This window comes from Yinghuangia aomiensis, from assembly GCF_039542225.1.
GTDB classification, from domain to species: domain Bacteria; phylum Actinomycetota; class Actinomycetes; order Streptomycetales; family Streptomycetaceae; genus Yinghuangia; species Yinghuangia aomiensis.
The window spans coordinates 40,704-63,641 of sequence record NZ_BAABHS010000011.1; the positions used below are offsets into that span (position 1 = coordinate 40,704).

24 protein-coding genes are annotated in these 22,938 nt (G+C 72.2%); 11 read left to right on the top strand and 13 right to left on the bottom strand.

Going from position 1 to position 22,938, the window contains the following annotated elements; genetic code table 11:
* Positions 1 to 521: 521 nt before the first annotated feature.
* Positions 522 to 1,403 carry a LysR family transcriptional regulator gene (locus ABEA93_RS16745; protein ID WP_345676357.1) on the top strand — a complete coding sequence of 294 codons (882 nt, stop codon included), beginning with the start codon at positions 522 to 524 and terminating at the stop codon, positions 1,401 to 1,403.
* A gap of 100 nt (positions 1,404 to 1,503) precedes the next feature.
* Here the strand turns inward: ABEA93_RS16745 and ABEA93_RS16750 are convergent, their stop codons facing one another.
* The 3 genes from ABEA93_RS16750 to ABEA93_RS16760 all read right to left on the bottom strand — a co-directional run bounded on the left by ABEA93_RS16750 (position 1,504) and on the right by ABEA93_RS16760 (position 4,238).
* A complete protein-coding gene (locus ABEA93_RS16750) occupies positions 1,504 to 2,328 on the bottom strand; it encodes a hypothetical protein (protein ID WP_345676358.1) in 825 nt (274 codons plus the stop codon).
* On the bottom strand, positions 2,325 to 3,617 hold the full coding sequence (locus tag ABEA93_RS16755) for a VWA domain-containing protein (protein ID WP_345676359.1): 1,293 nt from the start codon (positions 3,615 to 3,617) through the stop codon (positions 2,325 to 2,327). Before ABEA93_RS16755 ends, ABEA93_RS16750 begins: the two co-directional genes overlap by 4 nt.
* Before the next feature lie 120 nt (positions 3,618 to 3,737).
* A complete protein-coding gene (locus tag ABEA93_RS16760; protein WP_345676360.1) occupies positions 3,738 to 4,238 on the bottom strand; it encodes a methyltransferase family protein in 501 nt (166 codons plus the stop codon).
* Between the two features lie 185 nt (positions 4,239 to 4,423).
* Between ABEA93_RS16760 and ABEA93_RS16765 the strand changes: the two genes are divergently transcribed.
* The 4 genes from ABEA93_RS16765 to ABEA93_RS16780 all read left to right on the top strand — a co-directional run bounded on the left by ABEA93_RS16765 (position 4,424) and on the right by ABEA93_RS16780 (position 8,764).
* Positions 4,424 to 5,215 carry a polysaccharide deacetylase family protein gene (locus ABEA93_RS16765; protein WP_345676361.1) on the top strand — a complete coding sequence of 264 codons (792 nt, stop codon included), beginning with the start codon at positions 4,424 to 4,426 and terminating at the stop codon, positions 5,213 to 5,215.
* Between the two features lie 200 nt (positions 5,216 to 5,415).
* On the top strand, positions 5,416 to 6,789 hold the full coding sequence (locus tag ABEA93_RS16770) for a DUF6421 family protein (protein ID WP_345676362.1): 1,374 nt from the start codon (positions 5,416 to 5,418) through the stop codon (positions 6,787 to 6,789).
* Positions 6,790 to 6,842: 53 nt separating this feature from the next.
* Positions 6,843 to 7,628: an SDR family NAD(P)-dependent oxidoreductase gene (locus ABEA93_RS16775; RefSeq protein WP_345676363.1), complete on the top strand. Its 786-nt coding sequence runs from the start codon at positions 6,843 to 6,845 to the stop codon at positions 7,626 to 7,628.
* A 74-nt stretch (positions 7,629 to 7,702) separates the two neighbouring features.
* Positions 7,703 to 8,764, top strand: a complete 1,062-nt coding sequence (locus tag ABEA93_RS16780) for a threonine aldolase family protein (RefSeq protein WP_345676537.1) — start codon at positions 7,703 to 7,705, stop codon at positions 8,762 to 8,764.
* A 44-nt stretch (positions 8,765 to 8,808) separates the two neighbouring features.
* Here ABEA93_RS16780 and ABEA93_RS16785 read toward each other — a convergent pair whose 3' ends face one another.
* Positions 8,809 to 9,213: a PPOX class F420-dependent oxidoreductase gene (locus ABEA93_RS16785; RefSeq protein ID WP_345676364.1), complete on the bottom strand. Its 405-nt coding sequence runs from the start codon at positions 9,211 to 9,213 to the stop codon at positions 8,809 to 8,811.
* Between the two features lie 31 nt (positions 9,214 to 9,244).
* Between ABEA93_RS16785 and ABEA93_RS16790 the strand changes: the two genes are divergently transcribed.
* From ABEA93_RS16790 to ABEA93_RS16800, 3 genes are all read left to right on the top strand, one after another.
* Positions 9,245 to 9,625, top strand: a complete 381-nt coding sequence (locus tag ABEA93_RS16790) for a DUF952 domain-containing protein (RefSeq protein WP_345676365.1) — start codon at positions 9,245 to 9,247, stop codon at positions 9,623 to 9,625.
* 203 nt (positions 9,626 to 9,828) lie between these two features.
* Positions 9,829 to 10,794, top strand: a complete 966-nt coding sequence (locus ABEA93_RS16795; protein WP_345676366.1) for a terpene synthase family protein — start codon at positions 9,829 to 9,831, stop codon at positions 10,792 to 10,794.
* Positions 10,795 to 10,903: 109 nt separating this feature from the next.
* Positions 10,904 to 11,644 carry a hypothetical protein gene (locus tag ABEA93_RS16800; protein ID WP_345676367.1) on the top strand — a complete coding sequence of 247 codons (741 nt, stop codon included), beginning with the start codon at positions 10,904 to 10,906 and terminating at the stop codon, positions 11,642 to 11,644.
* Between the two features lie 60 nt (positions 11,645 to 11,704).
* Here the strand turns inward: ABEA93_RS16800 and ABEA93_RS16805 are convergent, their stop codons facing one another.
* From ABEA93_RS16805 to ABEA93_RS16820, 4 genes are all read right to left on the bottom strand, one after another.
* Entirely contained in the window at positions 11,705 to 12,433 is a 729-nt protein-coding gene (locus ABEA93_RS16805; RefSeq protein WP_345676368.1) for a TetR/AcrR family transcriptional regulator, read from the bottom strand.
* 118 nt (positions 12,434 to 12,551) lie between these two features.
* On the bottom strand, positions 12,552 to 13,061 hold the full coding sequence (locus ABEA93_RS16810; protein WP_345676369.1) for a carboxymuconolactone decarboxylase family protein: 510 nt from the start codon (positions 13,059 to 13,061) through the stop codon (positions 12,552 to 12,554).
* A 139-nt stretch (positions 13,062 to 13,200) separates the two neighbouring features.
* Positions 13,201 to 13,965, bottom strand: coding sequence for a bestrophin-like domain (locus ABEA93_RS16815; protein ID WP_345676370.1), 765 nt, complete (start codon positions 13,963 to 13,965; stop codon positions 13,201 to 13,203).
* Between the two features lie 75 nt (positions 13,966 to 14,040).
* Positions 14,041 to 15,456, bottom strand: a complete 1,416-nt coding sequence (locus ABEA93_RS16820) for a family 2B encapsulin nanocompartment shell protein (protein ID WP_345676371.1) — start codon at positions 15,454 to 15,456, stop codon at positions 14,041 to 14,043.
* Between the two features lie 248 nt (positions 15,457 to 15,704).
* Between ABEA93_RS16820 and ABEA93_RS16825 the strand changes: the two genes are divergently transcribed.
* Complete coding sequence (locus ABEA93_RS16825; RefSeq protein WP_345676372.1) at positions 15,705 to 16,340, top strand: hypothetical protein; 636 nt, start codon at positions 15,705 to 15,707, stop codon at positions 16,338 to 16,340.
* Positions 16,341 to 16,422: 82 nt separating this feature from the next.
* Complete coding sequence (locus tag ABEA93_RS16830) at positions 16,423 to 17,181, top strand: bestrophin-like domain (protein WP_345676373.1); 759 nt, start codon at positions 16,423 to 16,425, stop codon at positions 17,179 to 17,181.
* Between the two features lie 115 nt (positions 17,182 to 17,296).
* On the opposite strand, the gene ABEA93_RS16835 is transcribed toward ABEA93_RS16830, so the two are convergent.
* The 5 genes from ABEA93_RS16835 to ABEA93_RS16855 form a co-directional block, all read right to left on the bottom strand.
* Complete coding sequence (locus tag ABEA93_RS16835; protein WP_345676374.1) at positions 17,297 to 17,794, bottom strand: Asp23/Gls24 family envelope stress response protein; 498 nt, start codon at positions 17,792 to 17,794, stop codon at positions 17,297 to 17,299.
* 131 nt (positions 17,795 to 17,925) lie between these two features.
* Complete coding sequence (locus ABEA93_RS16840; RefSeq protein ID WP_345676375.1) at positions 17,926 to 18,606, bottom strand: response regulator; 681 nt, start codon at positions 18,604 to 18,606, stop codon at positions 17,926 to 17,928.
* Positions 18,607 to 18,639: 33 nt separating this feature from the next.
* A complete protein-coding gene (locus ABEA93_RS16845) occupies positions 18,640 to 19,842 on the bottom strand; it encodes a sensor histidine kinase (RefSeq protein WP_345676376.1) in 1,203 nt (400 codons plus the stop codon).
* A gap of 27 nt (positions 19,843 to 19,869) precedes the next feature.
* Positions 19,870 to 20,460, bottom strand: coding sequence for a hypothetical protein (locus ABEA93_RS16850; protein WP_345676377.1), 591 nt, complete (start codon positions 20,458 to 20,460; stop codon positions 19,870 to 19,872).
* 140 nt (positions 20,461 to 20,600) lie between these two features.
* Complete coding sequence (locus ABEA93_RS16855) at positions 20,601 to 22,115, bottom strand: MFS transporter (RefSeq protein WP_345676378.1); 1,515 nt, start codon at positions 22,113 to 22,115, stop codon at positions 20,601 to 20,603.
* 152 nt (positions 22,116 to 22,267) lie between these two features.
* On the opposite strand from ABEA93_RS16855, the gene ABEA93_RS16860 reads away from it, so the two are divergent.
* Positions 22,268 to 22,915, top strand: a complete 648-nt coding sequence (locus tag ABEA93_RS16860) for a TetR/AcrR family transcriptional regulator (protein WP_345676538.1) — start codon at positions 22,268 to 22,270, stop codon at positions 22,913 to 22,915.
* Positions 22,916 to 22,938: the final 23 nt, after the last annotated feature.

The window sequence follows — 22,938 nt, forward strand, 5'->3', positions numbered from 1 at the left end:
GACTGCGGAAGCGATGGTGCGCGATATCCGGAACGTCGCCTTCCCGGGGTCGGCGGAAAAACGGAATTGCCTGTCCCGGTCGGGCTCGCAGTATCGTGCGGGGGCCGCCGAGGGGTGTCAAGGCGCATTGCAGGCCTGGGGAGACGTCGGCCGACCGCGGGGCCGGTGGCCCCCCGGCGCCGCGCCCCACCTGACCCGGCTCGCCGGTGACGAGGCCGATAAGGTGCGGAAACGTACGCTGAGCTGGCGGAATGCGGCCCGGACCATACGCATGCGTATGTAACCGTTCCGGTTGCGGAGCGCCGTACCGCACAGCAGTCGCGGCGTGCGGCCCGCGATCTATGCATTCCGGGCATCGTTCGTTGCCGAAAAGGACTGCCGGGCCCGCCGGGGTTTCCCCGCGGCGCACCGAATCCGCGCAGGTGGGACGGCTCGGCGAACCCCACCCGAGCATCCGGTAAAGGAGACGGGAATTCCCGGAAAACGGTTCTCCGTGGGCCCCGGCGGGTTAATCTGCGGGCGTGACTCTGCAGCAGCTGCGCTATCTCGTCGCCATCGCCGACCACGGCACCATGACCGCCGCCGCCGAAGCCCTGTACGTCGCGCAGTCCGCGCTGTCCCGCGCACTCAAGGCCCTGGAGCACGAACTCGGCGCCGAACTCCTGGTCCGCGACGGCCGCACCGTGCGGCTCAGCGGCGAAGGCAAGCGCGTCGTCCGCCTCGCCCGGACCGTCCTGGAGACCGTGGGCGCCATCGAGGACGTCGGCCGCGCCGCCGTCGCCGCCCGCACCCACGGCGTCCGCGTCGCCACCACCCCCACGCTCGCCGTCGACCTGACCGGCCGCGTCATCCCCGCCTTCGAGGACCTGGCCCCCGAGGTCGCCGTCGACGTCGCGCGCTGCGGCGACCGCGAAGGCGTGTTCGACGCGGTCCGCACCGGCGACGCCGCCCTCGGCCTGGTCGACGTGCCGGTGCCCGACGACCTGCGCGCGCACCCCGTGGCCGACCACGAAGTCGTCCTGGTGTCGCCGCCGTCCGAAGACCTGCCCGACCCGCTGCCGCTGGACGCCCTGGACGGGATCAGGCTCGCCTTGCCGACGCGCGGCAGCGGACGCCGCTGCGAGATGGAGGCGATGTTCGCCGCGCTGTGGGTGCGGCCGGTGCCCGCGGTGGAGAGCGACGACCGGGTGCACTGGATCGCGTCCGTGCTCAACGGCGAAGGCTCGATGCTCTGGTACCGCACCATCGCCGAAGCGGTGTTCGGGGAGTCCGCCGCCATCCGGTCGTTCAGCCCGCCGCTGGTGCGCTCCGTCGCGCTCGTCCACGCCTCGGCCGAACCCTCGGGCCCGGCGCGGACGTTCCTGGAGTTCGCGCGACTCGCGGGCATCGACGACGACACGTGACACCCGGAGGGGGGAAGCACCGCGGGTGGGGAACCGGAATCGGCTCCCCACCCGCGGGTGTTGCGTGCATCGGCCCGGACCGGTGCCGATCAGTACGTGATCAGCGGAACCAGCGGCGCGGATGCCGGGCGAACATGTAGCCGCCGACGCCCAGCAGCATCGCGGCGATGCCCGAGCCGACCGTCCAGACCCACCGGCCGGTGGTGCCGGACAGCCAGCGGTCGTCGCCGTTGTCGAACCCGTCCATGGTCACCTTGCGGGTGTCCGCGACCTGGCCCGGCTGCAGCACCTGCCCGCCGCGCGTGATCGGCACCAGCGGCGCCTTGAGCGCGTCGTCCTGCCCGGCGTCGGGGCCGATGTCGCCGCCGCCCTCCGCGGACAGTTCGAGCGTCACGTCGACCTTGAGGCCGACGTCCTTCTGCGACAGGTCCGTCGCCGCGACCCGCACGTAGTACGTGCCCGGCAGCGGGTCGGACGCCCACGCCTCCGACCACGGCCGGACCGTCCGCGGCCCGCAGTCCAGCTTCACCTCGGTCGCGGCCGGCGCCGCCGCGTTCTGCGGATGGCCGGTCGCGCACGGCTGGTGGCGGCGTATGCCGTCGAACACGTCGACCCGCCACGTCGACGCGGCGGAGCGCTGCGTCGGGAACTTCAGCGTCACCGTCGCGGTGACGTCCTGGCCCGACAGCGCCGGGAACGACCAGTACATGTACTCGCCGGTCGACGCGGTCGCGGTCGACGTCGAGTCCATCTCGGCCTTGCCCGCGGTGAGGAACGACGTCCCCGGAGCCGCGCCCTTGCCCGAACCGGACGAACCCGAAGAGGAGTCCGTCGAGGACGCCGCCATCGCCGGCGTCGCCGCCAGCGTCAGTGCCGCGGCCGCCACGGCGGCCCGTCGGAGCGTACGCGTGAACGAGCGCATCACACAGCCCTCCGCATGCCCGCGAAGAAGCGGACGATCCAGCCGAACAGCAGACCGCTGAGCAGGCCCACGCCCGCCAGCACGCCCAGGAAGATCCAGCCGCGCCCGAGCCCGTGCGTGTCCGACGCCTGCGCGTCCGACGCCGCCACCAGGTCGACCAGAAGCTCGACCGGCATGCCCGGGGTCTTCGCGACCCCGCCCGCCGGGACGTTGAACGCGGTGCTCACCATCAGGCAGGTGATCTTCGCGTCCTTCGCGTCCGGGGTGTCGTCGCCGTGCTTCGGCAGCGAATAGCGCAGGCCCGCGGACTGGAGGTCCATCCGGCCGCTGCCCGCGTCCGTGTAGCGCGCCAGGTCCCGGCCGTCGTCGGTTACGGCGGTGATCGTCACGTCGTAGTCGCGCGCCACCGCGCGGTCGAGGCCGACCGTCGCCGACGCGCGCAGCTCCTGACCGGGCAACTGCGGCACCTTGTACCAGAGGTGCTGCTCGAACTCCTCGCGGTCGTTGTAGACGCCCGGGCCCAGCAGCGGCGCGTCCGCGCAGCCGTTCGGGCTGCCGTGCACCGGCGTCGGCGTCGTCACCTCGGCCGCGGTCACCACCGCGCGCTGCACCAACTGCTGGACGCGCTGCGAGAGTTCGGAGGCGTTGTTGGCCGACGTGTAGGTCCCGCCGGTCGCGCCCGCGATGCACGACAGCTGCTCGCGCGTCTTGTCGTCCGGCACCAGGCCGAGCGTGTCGATGACCAGGTTCAGGCCCTGCGCGGCGAGTTCACGCGCGACCTGGCACGGGTCCGGCGGTGCGCAGGAGTCCTCGCCGTCCGTGATGAGGATGATGCGGCGGCTGCCCTTGTCGTTGCCGAGGTCCTCGGCGGCCTTGCGCAGCGTCAGGCCGATCGGCGTGTAGCCGGTCGTCGGACGCTGCGCCGCGACCGCGACCTTCATCGCGCCCTTGTCCGGCTTTCCGACCGGCGCGAGCTGCTGGGTCTCCTGGCAGCCGGCCTGCTGGTTGTTCCCCGGGTTGCCTTGGCCGAGCACCCGCAGACCGACCAGCGCCTCGTTCGGCAGCGCGTCCAGGATCTCGTTGAACGCCTTCTTGGCCGCGTCGATCCGCGTCTGCCCGCCGGCGTCGTTCTTGTTCATGGACCCGCTGAGGTCCAGTACCAGGTCCACCTTCGGCGGCGGCGCGTCCCCGTTGTCGGGGTCGGCTATGGCCGGAGTGGCCCCGCCGAGCGCCGCGACCACGAGCAGAGTGCCCAGGCCCGCCGCGATCCGTCGTTTCCATGATGTCGTCACGGGGGAGGATCCTACGGATCATCACCACCCGCCCGCTGAGCGGCGGATGCCCCTGCGCCGACACGAACGCCCGTGCCGCACGCTTGATGTCGGCAAAACCTGTGCCTACGGCCGCAATTGTCATGGTTTTGCTGCGGGGCGCCGAGGCAGCCACGCCGGCACGCTTGCCTTGTACTCGTCGTACTCGGCACCGAACTGCCGGGACAACGTGCGCTCTTCGTATCCGCGCACGAACGCCGCGAAAAGCACGCACAACCCCGCGGCGTAGCCGAGCAGTACCGGTCTCCACAGCAGAGCCGCTTGGCCGACGACCACCGCGACGACGGCGAGATACATCGGATTGCGGACGTAGCGGTACAGCCCGCCGACGACCAAGTGCGCGGTGGGCGCCACCGGCGCCGGGGTGCCCGACCCGTCGGCGACGAACCGGCCGAACGCGTGCACGAGCACCGCCCCGGCCGCCGCCGGCATCACCGCCGCAGGTCCGCGCACCAACCACCACGCCCCGTCCGCGTGACCGGCACGCCAACCGGTCAACGCCCACGGCACCACGCCCGCCACCACACCGGGTGCCACCGCGAAAAAGAGGGAACTGCCGGCGGCGGCACTGATTTTCCTCATGACGAGAGGGTGTCGGATTCCGGGCGTGCGGGACAGGGATTCGCGTGCGCGCGGCCCGCGGTCCGGCTGCGACCCGGGGTCCGGCCGCGCCGCCGGGTCGGCCGCCGTCGATGGCGCGGGTGGTTTCCCGAGCCTCCATGCGTGTCTGCCCCGACCGCTGCCCGCAAGGCCCATAGCGTCCCCGCATGGAGCTTGATCGGCGCAGTGTTCTGAAGGGAGCCGCCGGGGTGGCGGCCGGGGTTGTGGCGACCGGGTGCGGGGACGGGGGTGACAAGAGTCCGGCGGCCGGCGGATCGCCGACCGCGGGGAGTGCCGCGGCGCCGTCCGGTGCGGCCCCGAGCGCGTCGGCGGCGGCGCCCGTGCGGCTGCCGGCGGAAGTGGGCCGGGCGGCGACCGGGCGCGCCGAGGTGGCGCTGACGTTCCACGGCCAGGGGGAGCCGGGCCAGGTCGAGCGGCTGCTGGGTGCCGCCGAGCAGGGCGGCGCGAAGGTCACCGTGCTGGCGGTGGGGGCATGGCTGGGGCAGCACCCGGCGATGGCGCGGCGGGTGCTGGACGGCGGGCACGAGCTGGGGAACCACAGCGAGAACCACCTCGACATGCCGGCGATGGGCGAGGCGGAGGTCTACCGGGAGATCGAGGGGTGCGCGACCCGGCTGTCGGCGCTCACCGGGTCGATCGGGCGGTGGTTCCGGCCGTCCCAGACGCAGTACGCGGACGACGTCATCAAGGCCCAGGCCGCGCGTGTGGGGTACCCGACGGTGCTGTCGTACAGCCTGGACTCGCTCGACCACACCGACCCCGGCGCGGCGGCCGTGACCCGGAACGTGCTCGGCCACGTGCGGGCCGGGGACGTGGTGAGCCTGCACTGCGGGCACGAGGGCACCATCACCGCGCTGCCGGAGATCTTGGCGGGATTGCGCGCCCAAGGCCTGCGGCCGGTGACCGCGTCGGGGCTGTTCGCTCCGACGGGTGCCTAGCGCGGGCGCGCCGCCGCCGGGGGACGTTCACTGGGAGAAGCAGACCGCGCACGCTCCGGAAAGGCCGGAGCGTGTGGCGTGGTTTTGTCGGTCAACAGCCGATGAGACAGCAAGAATCGTCGTCAAGCCCACTTGAAACCGAAGATTCTCCGGATTTATGATTCCCTAACGAGAATCTGTCGGTTTCCTTGCGAGGGGTCATGGTCACACCTACGACGCTGCGGCCCACGCGGGCGCACACCACCGAGTCGCCGCCGGCCGCCGCCCACCCGGCGTGGCCGAAGCTCAAAGCGGCCGTCGCCGAACTGCGCACGATGCAGTCGGAGGACGGTTCGCTCGACACCGCGGCGCAGGATCCGGACACCGCGCGCGCCCTGGTCGCGGACATCACCGCGGCGATCGGCGAGCTTGCCGAGCTGCTCCCGCACGACCGGGACTACCTCGACGCCGTGGTGCGCGACTTCGGCGGGTGGGCCGACGGCGGGTTCGGCGTGCCGGACTTCCTCGACGCGCTGCTCGCCTTCCGCCCCGAGCGGGCCCGCCGCGACGGGCTGGAGCACTTGGTGGTGTTCCCGATGTACACGCAGAACGGCAACCCGGCGCGCAACGTCGAGGCCGTGCTGGTACGCGTGGTCTGGCCCGAGTGGCTGGCCGCCCTGGAAGCCGAGCGGTACGACAACCCGATGTTCGTGCCGATCGCGTTCGAGGACTTCACCGACGGCTACGACACCGACTCGGCGGTGCTCTTCCCGGAGACCGTCGCGGTGCGCGAGGTGCCGCGGTTCACCTGGGGCGGGATCTTCTGCGACCGCGAGGCAGCGCGCTTCCGCCGGGTCACCGCCGCCGCTGCCGACAGCCTGGGCCTGGAGCTGCCCGGCTACGCGCAGGAGCTGATCGGCGACCAGGCACTCGCGCAGGACGCGTTCGTGCTGTGGGACCTGATCCACGACCGCACGCACTCCCGCGGCCACCTGCCGTTCGACCCCTTCATGATCAAGCAGCGGCAGCCGTTCTGGATGTACGCGCTGGAAGAGCTGCGCTGCGACCTCACCGCGTTCCGCGAGGCCGTCGACCTGGAGAAGCAGGGCGTGGCCGCGGCCCGGCACGTGCAATTCGCGGTGTTGGCCGACCGGTTGTTCCGCTTCCCGGTCACCGGCGGGCGGGTGCGCAACTACGACGGGCTCGGCGGGCAGCTGCTGTTCGCGTACCTGCACAAGGCGGGTGCGGTGGAGTGGCACGACAACAAGCTCACAGTGGACTGGCCGAAGGCCACGCAGACGGTGATCGCACTCGGCGCCGAGGTCGACGAGCTGTACCGGCAGGGCGTGGACCGGTCGAAGGTGGCGCACTGGATCGCCGCGTACGACCTGGTCACCGCCTACGTGCCCGCGCATCCGGCGTCGGTGTGGGCCAAGGGCCCCGACGCGCTGCCGCTGGACGGCCCGCCCAAGGGCCTCGTCGACGCGGTGCTGCCCGACGAGTTCCCGCTGAGCATGTTCTACGAAGGCCTCAAGCGCCGGCTCGCGTCGGTGATCGCCTCGACCCGCGGCATCGTCGGCGACGCCGCGGCGTGACCCGGCACGCACCGAACTCAAGACGTGCCGCACGAGAACCGAGAGAGAACGGTATGACTTCCGAATTCCCGGCCGCTCCCGACGTCCGTCTCCTCCCCGAAGGCTCGGTGATCGCCGTCGCCGGCGCGGGCGGCCCCGCCGGTCAGGCCGCCGTGGCGCGGCTGACGAAGGCGGGCGCGATCGTCGAAGCGGCGGACGCGAACCAGGACCGGCTCGACGCGTCCGTCGCGCTCGCCGCCGACGCCCGCGCCTACGGCAAACTCGTCGACCTGACCGACCCCGCGGACACCCGCCGGTGGGCCGAGGAGGTCGAACGGCGGCACGGCCGGATCGACGGCCTCGTGCACCTGGTCGGCGGCTGGCGCGGCGGCAAGGTCTTCGCCGACAACACGCTCGAGGACTGGGACTTCCTGCACAAGCTGCTCATCCGCACCGTGCAGAACACCTCGCTGGCCTTCCACGACGCGCTCGCGCGTGCCCCGCACGGCCGGTTCGTGCTGATCTCCGCGACCGCGGCCGGCAAGCCCACCGCGGGCAACGCCGGCTACGCGGCGGCGAAGGCCGCGGCCGAGGCGTGGACGCTCGCGATGGCCGATTCGTTCCGCAAGGCCCGCACCGTCGGGACGCCGCGCGAAGATGGGGACGCGGTGGATTCCGACGGCCCCGCGGCCGCGATCCTGGTGGTCAAGGCCCTCGTGTGGGACGCGCTGCGTGCCGAGAAGCCCGACGCCAAGTTCCCCGGCTACACCGATGTGGCCGACCTCGCCGAGGAAATCGCCGCCCTGTGGGACCGCCCCAACGACGACGTGAACGGAAAGCGCCTGTGCCTGACGCAGTAACCCCGGAGACCCCGGCAACCTCCACCCGCACCGCCGCCGAGGAGGACCAGAACCGCGGCCCGGAGTACACCCCCATACCGGCGACGTCCGCGGTACGCCACCACGACCCGGGCGTCCGCGGCTTCGCCAGCGACAACTACGCCGGCGTGCACCCGGAGGTCCTCACCGCCGTCGCGCTGGCGAACGGCGGCCACCAGGTGTCCTACGGCGAGGACGCCTACACCGCGCACCTCCAGGACGTCTTCCGCGCGCACTTCGGCCCCACCGCGCACGTCTACCCGGTCTTCAACGGCACCGGCGCCAACGTCGTCGCGCTGCAGGCCGTCACCGACCGGTGGGAATCGGTGATCTGCGCGGACACCGCGCACATCCACGTCGACGAGTGCGGCGCCCCCGAGAAGGTCGGCGGGCTCAAGCTGCTGCCCGTCCCGACCCCCGACGGCAAGCTCACCTCCGAACTGGTCGACCTCCAGGCGTGGGGCTGGGGCGACCAGCACCGCGCCCAGCCGCGCGTCGTGTCCCTCGCGGAAAGCACCGAACTCGGCACCGTCTACACGCCCGAGGAGATCGCCGAGATCTGTCGGCACGCCCACGACCGCGGCATGCTCGTGCACCTGGACGGTGCGCGGCTGGCCAACGCGGCGGCGACGCTCGGCGTGCCGCTGCGCGCGCTGACCACCGACGCGGGCGTGGACGTGCTGTCGTTCGGCGGCACCAAGAACGGCCTGATGTTCGGCGAAGCCGTCGTCGTGCTGAACCCGGACGCGGTCAAAGGCATCGACTACCTGCGCAAGCTGTCCATGCAGCTCACCTCGAAGATGCGGTTCCTGTCCGTGCAGTTCGAGGCGCTGCTGGCGGGCGACCTGTGGCTGCGCAACGCCGGGCACGCCAACGCGATGGCGACGCGGCTGGCGGACGCGGTGCGCGGCGTCCCGGGCCTGGAGATCACCCGGCCGGTGCAGTCGAACGCGGTCTTCGCGGTGCTGCCGCGCGAGGCGACCGAGCGGCTGCAGAAGCGGTTCCGGTTCTACACGTGGAACGAGCACACCGGCGAGGTCCGCTGGATGACGTCGTTCGACACCACCGAGGCGGACATCGACGCGTTCGCGGCCGGGATCCGCGAAGAACTCGGCTGACCCGGCGCATCGGAGCGTGCCGCGGGACGGCCCCGGCCGGCGGGTCAGCCGGTCGGGGTCAGCTCCAGGCCGACGGTGCCCGTCCGGCCGCGGCGCAGCACGCTGGCCTGCACGGTCAGCCAGCCGGTCAGGCCGTACTTCTTCTTGATGAGGCGGCGCACGCGTTCGCCTCCCGCGTCGTCGAGGACGCGGCCGGTGCCCGCGACGCCGGACGACAGCGGGGCGCCCTTGAACGTGCATTCGGCGAGTTCGACCCGCGGGTCGTTGCGCAGCCGCCGCACCTTGGCCGTGCCGGTCACCGTCCACACGACGAGCGACGCACCGTCGCGGGCCACCCAGACGGGGGTGGGCACCGGGCTGCCGTCCTTGCGGTAGGTGGTCAGGAGCAGATACTTCGCCGCACCGAGCCGGGCCACGTGCCGCTCGATCTCCGCCGGGTCCAATGCCATGAGCGGAACCCTACGCCGTTAGGCTCCCCTCATGGACCCTGCCGCGATCTACAAGCTCCTGCCCGCGGAAGAGTGGGAATCCGCCCAAACCGCAGGCGTGTTCGCGGGGTCCGAGGTGGACGCGCGGGACGGGTTCATCCACTTCTCCACGGCCGCCCAGGTCGAGGAGACCGCACGCCGGCATTTCGCCGGACGGACCGGCCTGACCCTCCTCGTGGTCGACCCCGCGGCACTCGGCCCGGCCCTGCGCTGGGAGGTGTCGCGCGGCGGCGCGGAGTTCCCCCATCTGTACGCCGGACTTCCGGTGGCCGCCGTCACCCGCGCGGTGGAACTCTCCGACGCGCTGCTCGGCCGGGACGACGGCCCGGCGCGTGCCGTCGCCGCGGCCCTCGACACCCTGCGGCAGGGCTGACCCGGGTCCGGACCGACCGGGGACCGGACTGATCGGGCTGATCGGGCTGATCGGGGCGGGCGCTCGTACCCGGTGCCCCCGTTGCGCCGGCCGGGTGGATCCGGCCGCGCGCCCGTTTGGTTTCCCGGGCCGGGTGGGACAGCCAAGCGCATGACCTGGCCCAAGACCGTGCAGGCCGTGCCGCGCCGGGCGGGGTGCTAGCGGTGCCCCGCGGCGACATCGCCTCCCTCGTCGCCGAAGCCGTCGCCCACGCGGACGTGCGCTGCGGGCGGCCGCCCGCGCACCCCGACGCCGCGGCCGCGGCCATCGAGACCCGCCTGTGGGCGCAGCGCGTCGGCCTGCACCCGGCCGCCGAAGGCGGATCCGTGGACCGCACCTTCCCGACCGCACCCGTGGCCGACGCCCTGCACGACGCCCCGCTCGGCGCGCTCCGCATCGCGAGCCTGTTCGCCGCGTGGCTCGGCGTGCTCACCGAACGCGCCGAGGCGTCCGGCTGGGAACCCGCCTACACCGCCTCCCTCGTGGGGGTCCTGCGCGACGGCTACACCACCGGTGCGGACGCGCTGCACTTCGCGCTGACCGACCTGTACGAGCGGATCACCGTCCTGGACGGCGCCGCGCTGCTGCCCGAACTCGCCGACGCTCTCGACCGGCACGCGGGCGCCTGCCGCCGCGAGCAGGAGTGGCGGGCCGCCGACACCGTGCCGCCGCTCGCCGAGTTCCTCGACAACCTGGCCGACCGCACCCCGCTGCCGCTGTACGCGACGCTGCACCGCCTGGACCCGCGGCTCGGGGGACCGTCCGGGCCGCCCGCGCCCGGCGTCGCGCCCCTGCACGAACTCGCCGCGCTGCTCAGCGGCGTCGACGCCGACCTGGCCGGCTACCGGCAGGCCGTCGAGACCGGGCGCCTGACGCTGGTCGCGGTGCTGATGCGGGAGTACGGCTATTCGGTACCCGCCGCGTTCCAGAGCGGCATGGTGCTGTTCGGCGCCTGGAAGACCCAACTCGACCACGGCATCCGGGAGATCGAACACCTGACCGGCGTCCCGGCGAGCACCGTCCGGCAGGCTCACGCGGCCTGCGACTGGGCGTGCGCGCTGCACCGCCGTACCGCCGCGCTGGCCCGCGGCGACGCCGCCGCGATGTCCGCGGCCGCGGCCGTGGGCTGAACCGCCTGGTCCCCGGCCGGCTGTCCGGCCACCCGTCCGGTCGCTCGACCGGCCACCCGGCCGGCCGTCCGGCACCGAAATCCCGTGACCGTCCGCCGGGGAGACGCTCGTGAACGTGCACATCACCGCCGACGACGCCCGCATCACCCTGCTGTGGATGCTCGTCGCGTTCATCGCGACGTTCGCCATCACCCGGCTCGTCGTGCACCTGATCCGGTCGGGGCGCGGGCCGTTCGGCAACGTCGAGGTCGGCAGCGTGCACGTGCACCACCTGGTGCCCGGCATCTTCCTGATGATGATCTCCGCGACGATCGGCTTCACCCTCGACCCGCACGGCGTCGGCCACATCGTCACCGCCTGCGCGTTCGCCGTCGGCGCCGCGCTCACCCTCGACGAATTCGCGCTGTGGCTGCACCTCGACGACGTGTACTGGACCCAGGAGGGCCGCCAGTCCGTCGACGCCGTCGTCTACGCCGCGGGGCTCGGACTGTTCCTCTTCGTCGGCTCCAACCCGTTCTCGCCCGACAAGGGGGAGAGCCGGGGCGGGTGGGCGGTGTCGATCGTGATCACCCTGGTCTTCGCCCTCATCGCGGTGTTCAAGGGGCGGTACTTCCTCGGCGTCGCCGGAATCGTCGTGCCGTTCCTCGCGCTCGTCGGCGCGCTGCGCCTCGCCCGGCCCCACTCGCCGTGGGCCCGCCGGTTCTACAAGCCCGGCAGCGCCAAACTCGCCAAGGCGGAAGCCCGCGCGGCACGGCGCGCGGGGGACCGGGCGCAGCGGTGGATCAACGCCATCGCGGGACGCCCGGACCCGCCGTCGGAGCCGCCGAAGCCGCCCGCCGACGGCACCTGACCGCCGACAGCACACGACCGGCGGATCACGTGACCGGCGGGATTATGCGGCCAGGGGAGTTCAGGACGCCGGCACCGCGTACGCGGCCAGGAACACCTCGATGCCGGACTCGACCATGCGCCGCACGGTCTCCTCGGGCAGCGGGACGTCCGGCTGGAACGTGCGGATCAGCTGCGGGACGCCAACGGTCAGCGCGGTGAGCTGCTGCGAGGCCAGGTCGGGGTCGTCCATCCGCAGGACGCCGCGCTCGATCAGGTATTCGAACGTGGCGGCCATCTCGGTGTTGAACCAGGACGGCCCGAGCCGGTGCCACAGGTGCCCCAGCTGCGGGAACCGGTCGACCTCGCCGATGACCAGGCGGCGCAGCCGCAGCACGGCGTCGTCGGTGACGGTGACGGCCATCGCCAGGCCGAGGCGGTGGAACCCGCCCGCCACGTCGTCGGTCGCCCGCAGCTCCGCGAGCGGCTCCACGAGCGGCGCGAAGGACGTGGGCAGGGTGCCCGCGATCACCGCGAGGAACAGGCGCTCCTTGTTGCCGAAGTGGTTGTAGATCGTCGGCTTGGACACGCCGGCCTTCGCGGCGATCGCGTCGACGGACGCCGCGGTGTAGCCCTCGTCGAGGAACACCGCGAGCGCCGCGGCGATGATCGCGGCCCGCTTGCGCTGAGACGCGTTCACGGGCTCGGCGAGCACCGGGATGCCGAACTCGTCGACGGCTCCGTGCGGAGACCGCTCGGCGGAGCCGGAACCGGTGGAGCCGGATGTGCCAGAGGGGGGAGTGGGCGCCATGCGCCCATTATAAACTGAACGGTGTGGTTCAGTTCCCTGCGGTTCGGTTCCAGCCGGTTCGGTTCCAGCCGGTCCGGTCCCGGCCGGTGCGGTCCTGCCGGGCTCGGTTCCGGCCGGTTCAGCTCTCCGCGCCGGTCACCACCAGGTCGCCGCTGCCGTCGAAGGTGATGTTGCACGCCTGATCGAGGCCGAGGACCTGCATGAACCGGCCGAGCGCCAGGTACTTCCCGGCGACCAGGGTCAGGTCGACGACGCCGGGCGCGGTCAGATGCCCGGTCAGGCGCTCCAGCAGGTCGTCGTCGATCCGGGCGGAGTCGGTGGCGAAACGCTCGGCGAACTCCAGCGCGGCCTTCTCCGCCGGGGTGAACAGGTCGCTGTCCGCATAGTCGGCGACGGCGGCCAGCTGCTCCTCGCTCGCGCCCCAGTCCGCGTTGCGCCAGTTGAGGCACACCACGCACTCGTTGATCACCGCGATGCGCATGCGGACCAGCTCGTGCAGCCGGCGGTCGAGGCGGCTGCGCGCCACCGCGGTCTCGTACGCCATGACCGCGTCCGCGAAGTGCGGCACCAGGGTCAGCGCCCGCATCACCTCGGGCCCGTCGCCGTCGGGGATCTCGATCCGTGCCATCGGTGCCTCCAAGGTGCTTGCGCGTCCGTGCCGTTGTCCGGACGGTAAGTGACGGCTCGTCAGGTTGCAAGGCGGGTCGGTGCCCCGCCGGACGCGCGGCGAGGGCGCCCGGCGAGACCGGGCGCCCTGCGTTTCGGCACTACATCGTGCGCGGTGGTGGCAGGCGGTCGAGGAACACTTCGAAGGCGGTGGGATCGATCTTGGTGACGCCCGCGAACGGGAAGTCCATCTCCTTGATGACCACCAGCGACACCACCACCAGTCCCGTGAGCATGAGGACCATGACGGTGTGCGAGAGCGTGTTCGACAAGCCGAAGAGGAAGGTGAAGCCGACGGTGAGCACGGCGCCGGCGATCAGGGCGACCCACAGGAGCGCGGGCACGTCCTCGTCGACTTGGTTGAGGCGTTCGCGGCGGGCGGAGGCGAGGTTCTCCAGGTGGTCCACCGCGTTGTGGTAGAGCACCGCCTCACGCTCGTTGCCCGGCGCGTAGGACATGACCCCGGCACGCAGCTTGTACACCAACTGCGTCGCCGCGGGACTGGATTTGTGGTCCTTCATCAGCGGCCACTCCTGGTGCATGACCGTCTGTGCGTACTGCAGCGTCTGCTGCTCCAGCTCCGCACCGAGCGGCAGCGGGAGTTCCCGCGACACCCAGTACAGGCCGGCCAGCTCGTCCGCTTCCCGGAACGTCGTCTTGCGGGCCGCGTCGTGGTTCTCCCACACCGCGATCACCACGAACGCGAGCAGTACCGCATACAACACCCCCACCGCGGCGAAGATGAAACCCGCCACGTCGTTGTGCCGTTCACGCAGCGGATGCGGGACGAAACGTTGCACCACATAGATGCAGGCGGCTACGCCGACCAGCGAGCCGACGATGATGAGAATGTCCGACCAACTCAAGGCAGCGCCCCCTGGCGGTACGGGGGTACGGCCGGGACATCCCCGGCCGTACCCCGAATGTCGGCCGGTCGGCCGTTAGTCGCGCGGCCGCGCGATCTCGACGTTCTCCAGGACCCCGATCGCGTCCGGCACCAGCACCGCCGCCGAGTAGTACGCGCTCACGAGGTAGGAGATGACGGCCTTCTCGTTGATCCCCATGAACCGCACCGACAGGCTCGGCTCCACCTCGTCCGGCAGGCCGGTCTGGTGCAGGCCGATCACGCCCTGGTTGTGCTCGCCGAGCCGCATGGCGATGATGCTCGACGTGTGCCCGTCGGTGATGGGGATCTTGTTGCACGGCAGCACCGGCACCCCGCGCCAGGCCGGCACCTGGCTGCCCTGCAGATCGACGGTGGCCGGGTAGAGCCCGAGCCGGCTGCACTCGCGCCCGAACGCCGCGATGGTGCGCGGATGCGCCAGGAACAGCGACGTGTCGCGGCGGCGGCAGAGCAGCTCGTCCATGTCGTCCGGGGTCGGCGGACCGTGGTGCGTGTGGATCCGCTGCTCGTGGTCCGCGTTGTGCAGGAGGCCGAACTCCTTGTTGTTGACCAGCTCGTGCTCCTGGCGTTCGCGCAACGCCTCGATGGTGAGCTTCAACTGCTGCTCGATCTGGTTCATCGGCTGGTTGTAGAGATCCGCGACCCTGCTGTGGATGCGCAGCACGGTCTGCGCGACGCTCAGCTCGTACTCGCGTGGCGACAGCTCGTAGTCCACGAACGTGCCGGGCAGGTCGATCTCGCCCTCGTGGCCCGCGGACATCTCGATCGCCGCTTCGCCGTGCTTGTTCGTGGACTGCTGGGCACTGGCGAGGAACTGGGCGATCTGGACGAGGAGTTCGGGAGACTGGTCGACCAGCGACTGGAACTGTGCGCGCGGCAGGACCATGAGGGTGCCGGACGTGACCGCGGTTGCCGCGTACGCCCAGCGGGCGTCGTCGTCGACGAGGGCCTCGTCGCCGAAGTGGTCGCCGTCCGCGAAGACGCCCAGCACGGTCGTGTCGCCGTACTTGCCCTCGCCCATCTTGTTGATCTTGCCGTGCGCGACCAGGAACACCTGGTCGACCGGGCCGCCCGCCTCGGTCAGCACGTCGCCCGCGGCGAACTCGCGCTGGGTGAAGCGGGCGGCCAGCGCGGCGAGCACGCCTTCGTCCTCGAAGCCGCGCAGCAGCGGGAGTTCGCGCAGTGTCGGCGGCACCACCTGGACGTTGTCGGCGGTCTGCGCGAAACCCACCCGACCGCGGCCGACGGCGTACGTCAGCCGGCGGTTGACCCGGTACGTGCCGCCCGCGACCTGCACCCACGGCAGCATCCGCAGCAGCCAGCGCGAGCTGATGCCCTGCATCTGCGGTGCGGACTTGGTCGTCGTCGCAAGGTTCCGCGCCGCGGCCGTGCCGAGACTCTGCTGCCCGTCGGCGCCGTCCGCCTCGATGTCGTAACCCGCATCGACCGTCATCAGTCATGCCTCCCCTGAACAGCCGGGCCCGGGAATTCGGGCCGGCGCCAACCATCCTGGGAGTGGGGACGAGGGTGATCAATTACTCGAAAGTGTGTGACTAGAACGCCGAAATCCGGTGAACGTGGGTCCCTGCTCTCCGTGTTGCCAGAGTCGGCGAACCGGGGATCCGTTCCGCGTATGACACGAACGGGGTATCTTGCCGCGAACTCGTTCCCGCCACCCCGTTGGTCGCGCACGCTGAGGGCATGGTTCTCCCGCTCTTCGCCCTACCGGTGCCGCCGCCGTGTGACGTCACGACCGTGGTCGTCCGCACCCTCGACGCGGTGCCCCTGTTCGGCGAAGCGCGGTGCTGCGTCTGCTCGGGCGCGGCCAACTCCCGCCCCAAGCCGCCGCCTTCGCCCGCCGCGAGGCCGACGGCGATGCCCGGCCCCGGCATCACGGTCATCCAGCAGAGCAACACCGGCAACGGCTCCGGTGCCGTCAACCAGAACAACACCGTCAACCTCGCGCCGACGCGCGCTCCGGCCAAACCGCCGCCGACTCCGCGGGCCGCCACGACACCCCCGCCGAAGCCGAAGCCGACCCCGGCTCCCAGCCGCACCCCGGCCCCGCCCCCGGCGACGAAGGCCCCGACCCGCGCGCCCGCGTCGCCGACTCCCGAAGCGACCACGCCCGCCGTCGAGTTGCCGATCGTCCCGGTCCAAGAGGTCCTCCCGCCGGGGCGGGTCGCCAAGCGCCCGGAGCCCGAGGAAACCGCCGGCCCGTGGGATCTCATGTCGTGGCTCGGCTTCACCCTGCTCCTCGCCATCGTCCCCGCCGCGCTCGCCGCACTGGGCCGCGGCGCCGACAGCCGCGGCCGCGGAACGCACCGCCAGGGCTGACGAACCCGCCCCACCACCACCGTCGGCCGGTCGGCCGTCCGGTCATCCCGCCCTGCCCCGCACGACCCTTTCGGAGGCCTCAGTGCTCATCGCCCTGCTCTGGATCGCCTGCACCCTGTTCGGTGCCGCGTTGGCGGTCGGCGCCGCTTTGTGGCTCGGGCGCAGCGAGCGCAGCCGCGACGGGTCGTTCAACCCGCAGGCGGTGGGCTTTGCGGGCAGTGTCGTGCTGTCGGCGTTCATCCTGGTCACCGGCTTCCTCATCGTCGGCGGCTGGTCGCTCCAGTCCACGGTGCGAGGGCATGCGCACGACGAGGCCCGCGTCCTGGCGAAGGTCTACTCGCGGGCGGGCGACCTCGCCCCGCAGGACCGGGACGTGATCCGGGCGCGCATCACCGACTACACCCGCACCGTCATCGACGTCGAGTGGCCCGACCTGGCCCGGCACCAGGCGTCGCCCACCGCGTGGCGGCGGCTCGACGCCGTGCAGGCGGCGTTCAACGGCATCCCGAAGGAACGCCGCGGCGAAGCCTACGACGCCACCGCCGCCGCCCTCGACGACCTCTACGTCAAACGCTACGCCCGCCTCGCCGACGTCGACTCGGTCGCCCCCGACGTGCTCCTCGTCGCCATGGTCGTGGCGGGCATCCTGGTGCTCGTCTACCCGCCGCTGGTCGGCATGACCGCCAACCCGCGCAACGTCGCCCTGCTCGGATTCGCGGGCGCCGTGGTCGGGTTCGGCATCCTCTTCGTCTTCCAGCTCCGCGACCCGTTCACCGCACCCCTCAACGTCGGCCCGTCCGCCTTCAAGGACGCGCTGGCGCGCTACACCCAGCTCGCCTAGGCCGGGTGCACCCCGCTACGGGCCCCGGCCGTCGGCCGGCCCCGCAACGCGCGGAACGCTCGGCCGGTTTCCCGGCCGAGCGCCCCTGCCGCCGAGCGGCCCGGCTCACCCGTGGCTACTGGAGCTGTCGGGCCGACGCGTTGTCGTCGTGTTCGATGTGGACGTCGTCTACGGCGATGTTCACCTCGACGACCTCCAGGCCCGTCATGCGCTCCAGCGACTCGATGACGTTTCCGCGCACCTCGTTTGCCAAGTGGGCGATCTCCACGCCGTATTCCACGACCAGGTCCAAGTCGACCGCGCACTGCTTCTCGCCGACCTCGACGTTGACGCCCTGGGCGACGTTGCGCTTCGCGCCCGGGATGCGCTGGCGCACCGCGCCCAGCGCTCGGGACGCCCCGGCGCCCATGTCGTGGACGCCGTGCACCTCCCGCGCCGCGATGCCCGAGATCTTCGCGACCACGCTGTCCGCGACGGTCGTGCGGCCGCGGTCCGAGGCGAGCGCGAACGGTTCGGTGGCGCCGTCCTCGCGACGCTGAAGTGCGTTGCCCGCCGCCCGTTCCGCGGGCCGCCCCTGCTCTTTGGCCTTTCCGGTGGTGCTTCCGTCGTCCATCAACGTTTCTCCTCCCGGAGGGGCATCTTGATTCACCGCTGCCCGGGTCCTCGGCACTTATGCAGGGCTGGACGGCATCGGCGCCCCGTGGATATCCCTCCGCAACGGCGCGCGGGGACAAGAGAGTTCATTTATCCACCGGGGGTGACAAGTCCTGATTCGTAGGCGAAGGCGACGAGTTGCGCGCGGTCCCGCAGAAGCAACTTGGCGAGGATCCGGCTGACGTGGGTCTTGACGGTCTGTTCGGCCACCACCAGTTCCCCGGCGATCTCGCGGTTGGCGAGTCCTCGGGCGACCCGCTCCAGAACCTCGGTCTCCCGGGGCGTCAGCGCGGCCGTTTGCCGGGCCGCGGATGGCGTGCCGGGCACGGCGGGGCGGCGGGCGGTGAAGTCGGCGATCAGCCGGCGGGTGACCGCCGGCGCGAGGAGCGCGTCGCCGGCGGCGACCACGCGGACGGCGTGCACGAGTTCCTCCGCGGGCGCGTCCTTGAGCAGGAAGCCGCTGGCGCCGGCGCGCAGCGCCTCGTACACGTACTCGTCCAGGTCGAAGGTGGTCAGCATGAGCACCCGCGGCCGGTCGGGGTTGCCGTCGAGCATGGCGCGCACGGCCTGCAGTCCGTCCATGACCGGCATGCGGACATCCATGACGACCACATCCGGCTCCAGCCGGGCAGCCGCCTCCAACGCGGCGGCGCCGTCGGCGGCATCGCCCACGACGCGTATCCCGGGCTGGGCGGCCAGCAGTGCGCCGAAACCCTGTCGGACCATGGCCTGGTCGTCGACGATCAGCACGCTGATGGAATCCGTCTCCACCTGGATCCGATCTCCCTTGTGGTCGTGAGCCGTTCAGGCGCGGGCGGAGAGCGGAAGGGCCGCGGTCACGGTGAAGCCGCCGTCGGGGTCCTCCCCGGCGGCACAGGTCCCGCCGACTGCAGCCACCCGCTCGCGCATGCCCATCAGACCATGCCCGCCTCCGTCCGGCCCGACAGGCCGGGCGCCGGCCGTCCCGGGAAGACGGGACTCGGGTGCTTCGGGGCGCGGGGTGACGGCGGGGCCGTTGCGGACGCCGACGAGCACCGCGGCGGCGGTGACCCGCACATCGACCGTCACCGGCGCCCCCGGGGCGTGCCGCCGGGCGTTGGTCAGCGCCTCCTGCACGACGCGATAGGCGCAGACACTCACGGTGTCCGGGATCTGCCGCAGGTCGCCGTCCATCGTCAAATCGGCGGTCGGCCCGGCCGCGGCCACCAGGGCCGGGATGCCGGACACGTCCGGCTGGGGTGCGCGTTCCGCGTCTTCCCCGCCGCGCAGGAGGCCCAGCAGCCGGCGCATGTCCGTCAAGGCCTCGCGGGCGGCGTCGCCGACGGCGCGGAACTCCTCGCGGACCGGTTCGGGGCAGTCCGCCAGCCGGTACGGGGCGGTCTCCGCCCGGACGGCGATCAGCGACATGTGGTGGGCCACCACATCGTGCAGCTCGCGGCCGATCCTGGCCCGCTCCTCCAGAAGAGTCCGGCGGACGCGTTCGGCCTCGCTGATCCGCTCCTGCTCGGCGAGCCGCGTGCGGGTCGCCGCGCGGTCCCGCAGCAGTTCGGCTCCGGCCAGGGCGACCGCGGCGGCCACGCCCACCGCCACCAGACCCGACCATGCGCCTCGGCCCGGCAGCACCGCGAGCAGGACGGCGGCGGCGCCGACCAGCGTCCCGGCCATCGCGGCCGAGACCGCGCGGCCCAGGACGCTCCCGCCCACGAGCAGCAGCACGAACTGGGTGGCCAGCGCCGTCACCGACATGGGCCACGGCTCCGCCGCGGACACCGGATGGGTGAGTGCGGCGGCCAGGACACAGGCGGCGAGGGAGAATCCCCATGCGAGCAGCGGGCGGCTGCGCACCCACATCACCGGGGCGGCCCGCGCGGCGGCGAGGACCAGTGCCGGGCCGGCACCCACGGTGTAGTGCTGGGCCAGGTCGGCCCACCCCAGCACGAACAGCACCAGCGCGGTGGCGGGAAGCGCGGCACGGCGCAGGCGGACACGAGCAGGATCGGTGGTCATCAAGGTCATGATGGCTGGTGCCACGGTTCATCCCGCCCTGCCACCGCGGGCGGCGGCCGGAGAAGCGGTGGCAGCCGCGGCCGTGCCGCCGCCGAGCAGCCGGACGGCGAGGCGGCGCTGCGCCGCGACGAGCAGCGCGACCAGCGGCAGCAGCACGGCACCGGTGAGCAGGCCGACCCCGAAATGTGCCGCCCACGCTCCGGCCATCGTCGGCCCGCCCCAGGACCCGGAGACGTCGTTGCCCCATTCGGCCAGCGGATAGCAGACTCCGCGGGCCAGGAAGAGCGCCCAGAAAACCCCCGCGAGCACCCCCGACAGGATCTGCAGCGGCAGCGCCGCCACGCTGTGGGCGGTGCCGTGGACGATGCGTCCCCTGCCGGACGCCTCGGGGATCTCCGCATCGAGCAGCCGCACCGCCAGGCGGCGCTGCCACCGGTAGCCGACGGAACGACCGGCCAGAAGCAGCGGCAGCGCGGCCAAGCCGACCGTCGGCGCGGCGAGTGCGTAGGCCGAAGTGCGCCAGCTGTAGGCGCCCCGCAGCCGGGCGAAGCCGCGCGGGCGAGTGTCGGCACCCGGCGGGGTCACGTGTGCGGATTTGGTGGCGTGAAGCGCGGTCATGGGGGACTCCCGTCGGCGGCAACCGGTCGTTCCGGCCTGCCACCAACGACAGTAGGAATCGGGCGTACGACGGCACGTCACACTGCGGAGCCGTTCCCCACCCCCTACCGCGGTAGGGGGTGGCACGCTGCCGCCGTCGCTCAGGCAGGCTCCCCGGCCGCCATGTGCTCCGCCGCCCCTTCCTCGGCCACCTCGTCATCGGCCGCCGGTTCCTCGACGGTGTGGGAGTCGGTGAGGCTCAGGGCGCCGCCGGCCGCTATCAGGCCGACGACGGCGGCGAGCAGGGCGTAGGCGATGCGCTCGCCGTGGAAGAACGAGTCGACGAGGTCGCTGCTCCACACGCCTGCCGGGAGCTGGGTGGTGACAAGTGCGGCGATCAACGTGCCCACCATCGCGGTGCCGACGCTGGAACCGACCTCCTGGGCGGTGTCGTTGAGCGCGGTGCCGATGGACGTGCGGTTGCTCGGCATGGCTTCGACGAGGGCGACGGCGCAGATGGTCATCACGGTGCGCAGCCCCACGGTCATGAGCACCATGCACGCCGCGATGACGGCGTACCCGTGCTCGACGCCCCAGGCCAGGCCCGCCAGTGCCCCGGCCAGACAGGCCGCGCCGACCAGGCAGGCGATGCGGTGGCCGAAACGGCGGGCGAGCCACTCGGACAGCGGGGTCGCGAGGAGCATCGTCGCGATGATCGGGAGGTTGGCGAGGCCGGCCCGCACCGGGCTCCACCCGTAGGCGTACTGGAAGTGGAGGATGAGCCCGAACATCACGCCGGCCATCGCGATGGACGTGCCCATCTGCGCGATGGTCGCGCCGCGGACGGTGCCGTTGCGGAAGAGGCCCAGGTCCAGCATGGGGGCGGAACTGCGGCGTTCGTGCCCGACGAAGGCGAGGGCCGCCACGAGGGCGCCCGCGACCGAGGCAAGGGTGGGGGCGGAGAGCCAGCCGTGCTCGACGCCGCTGGTCAGCGCGTAGCAGGCGAGTCCGATGGCGGCGACGCTCAGGACCGCGCCGGGCACGTCGAGCTTGTCCCGGGTCAAGTCCTCCGGCCGGTCGGCCGAGACTCCGAGCCGGACGCCGATGAAGGCGATGAGTGCGATCGGGGCGTTGACGACGAGCAGCCACTCCCACCGCACGTGGGCCAGCGCGGTGCCGCCGAGCAGCGGCCCGAGGACGAAGCCGGACATGCCGACGACGATCATCACCGTCATGGCGCGCATCCGCAGCGCCTTGTCGTCGAACAGGCGGAACACCAGCGAGTTCGTGATGGGGGCCATTGCGGCCGCGGCTATGCCGAGGGCCGCCCGCAAGGCGATGAGCTGGCCGGCGGTGGTGACCCACACGACGCACAGGCTCAGGGCGCCGAACACGACCAGCCCGGTGAGCAGCACCCGGCGGCGGCCGAGCCGGTCGGCCATCGACCCGGCCGTGAGCAGCAGACCGCCGAAGGTCAGCGAGTACGCGCCGGTGACCCACTGCAGCGCGGTGGTGCCGCTGCCGAGGTCGCGGCCGATGGTGGGCAGGGCGATCGACAGCAGCGTGTTGTCGACCATTTCGACGAAGAAGGCCAGGCAGAGCGCGGCCAGGGGGATCCACGCCGCGCGCAGCGACGGGTAGGTGCGGGGTGGAGCCGAGAGCGTGGCTGTGGCCATGGCTGCCTCCGATCGAACGTCGTACGAATATCGAACACTGTACGATCAGGTACCGTAGAACAACGTTCGATACGACGCAAACACGAGAGGTCGGAGCCATGGCACGCCCGCAGACCCGCACCGGCGAGGGACGCCGCCGGGCTTCGCACTCGATGGAATCCGTCCTCGCCGAGGCGGCGGCCCTGCTCGACGAGGCCGGCCCGTCGGCGCTCACGTTCCGGGCGCTCGCCGGGCGTCTCGGCGGCGGCGCCGCCAGCATCTACTGGTACGTCGCGAACAAGGACGAGCTGCTCGACCGCACCACCGACTACGTGATCGGCGACGTCCTCGCCGCCATCGAGAAGCTGCCGCCCGCCGGGGACCCGATCGACGAGCTGCGCGCGATGGCCTTGACGTTGTTCGACGCCATCGTCGAGCGGTCGTGGCTGGCCGCCTATTTCATGCGCAACTCCGACGTCCAGGGCAACGCGCTGCGCCTGTACGAGAAGCTCGGCCAACCGACCCTCCGCCTGGACCTGACCGCGAGGCAGAGGTTCCACGCGGTGTCGGCGGTCGTGGGCGTCGTCGTCGGCTCCGCCATCGACCTGGGCCGCGAGCTGCCGGAGGGGTTCCTCGACAGCGGAGTGAAACGGGACGACTTCCTCGGTCACTATGCCGGGGCCTGGCGGGAACTCGACCCCGAGGAGTTCCCGTTCGTCCACGAGATCGTCGACGAGTTCGACGGCCACGACGACGTCGAGCAGTTCCGCGCCGCGCTGGAGCTGACGCTGACGGGCCTCCGCCGGCAAGCCGGCGCCTGAACCCGAGCCGAACCGGCGCCGCT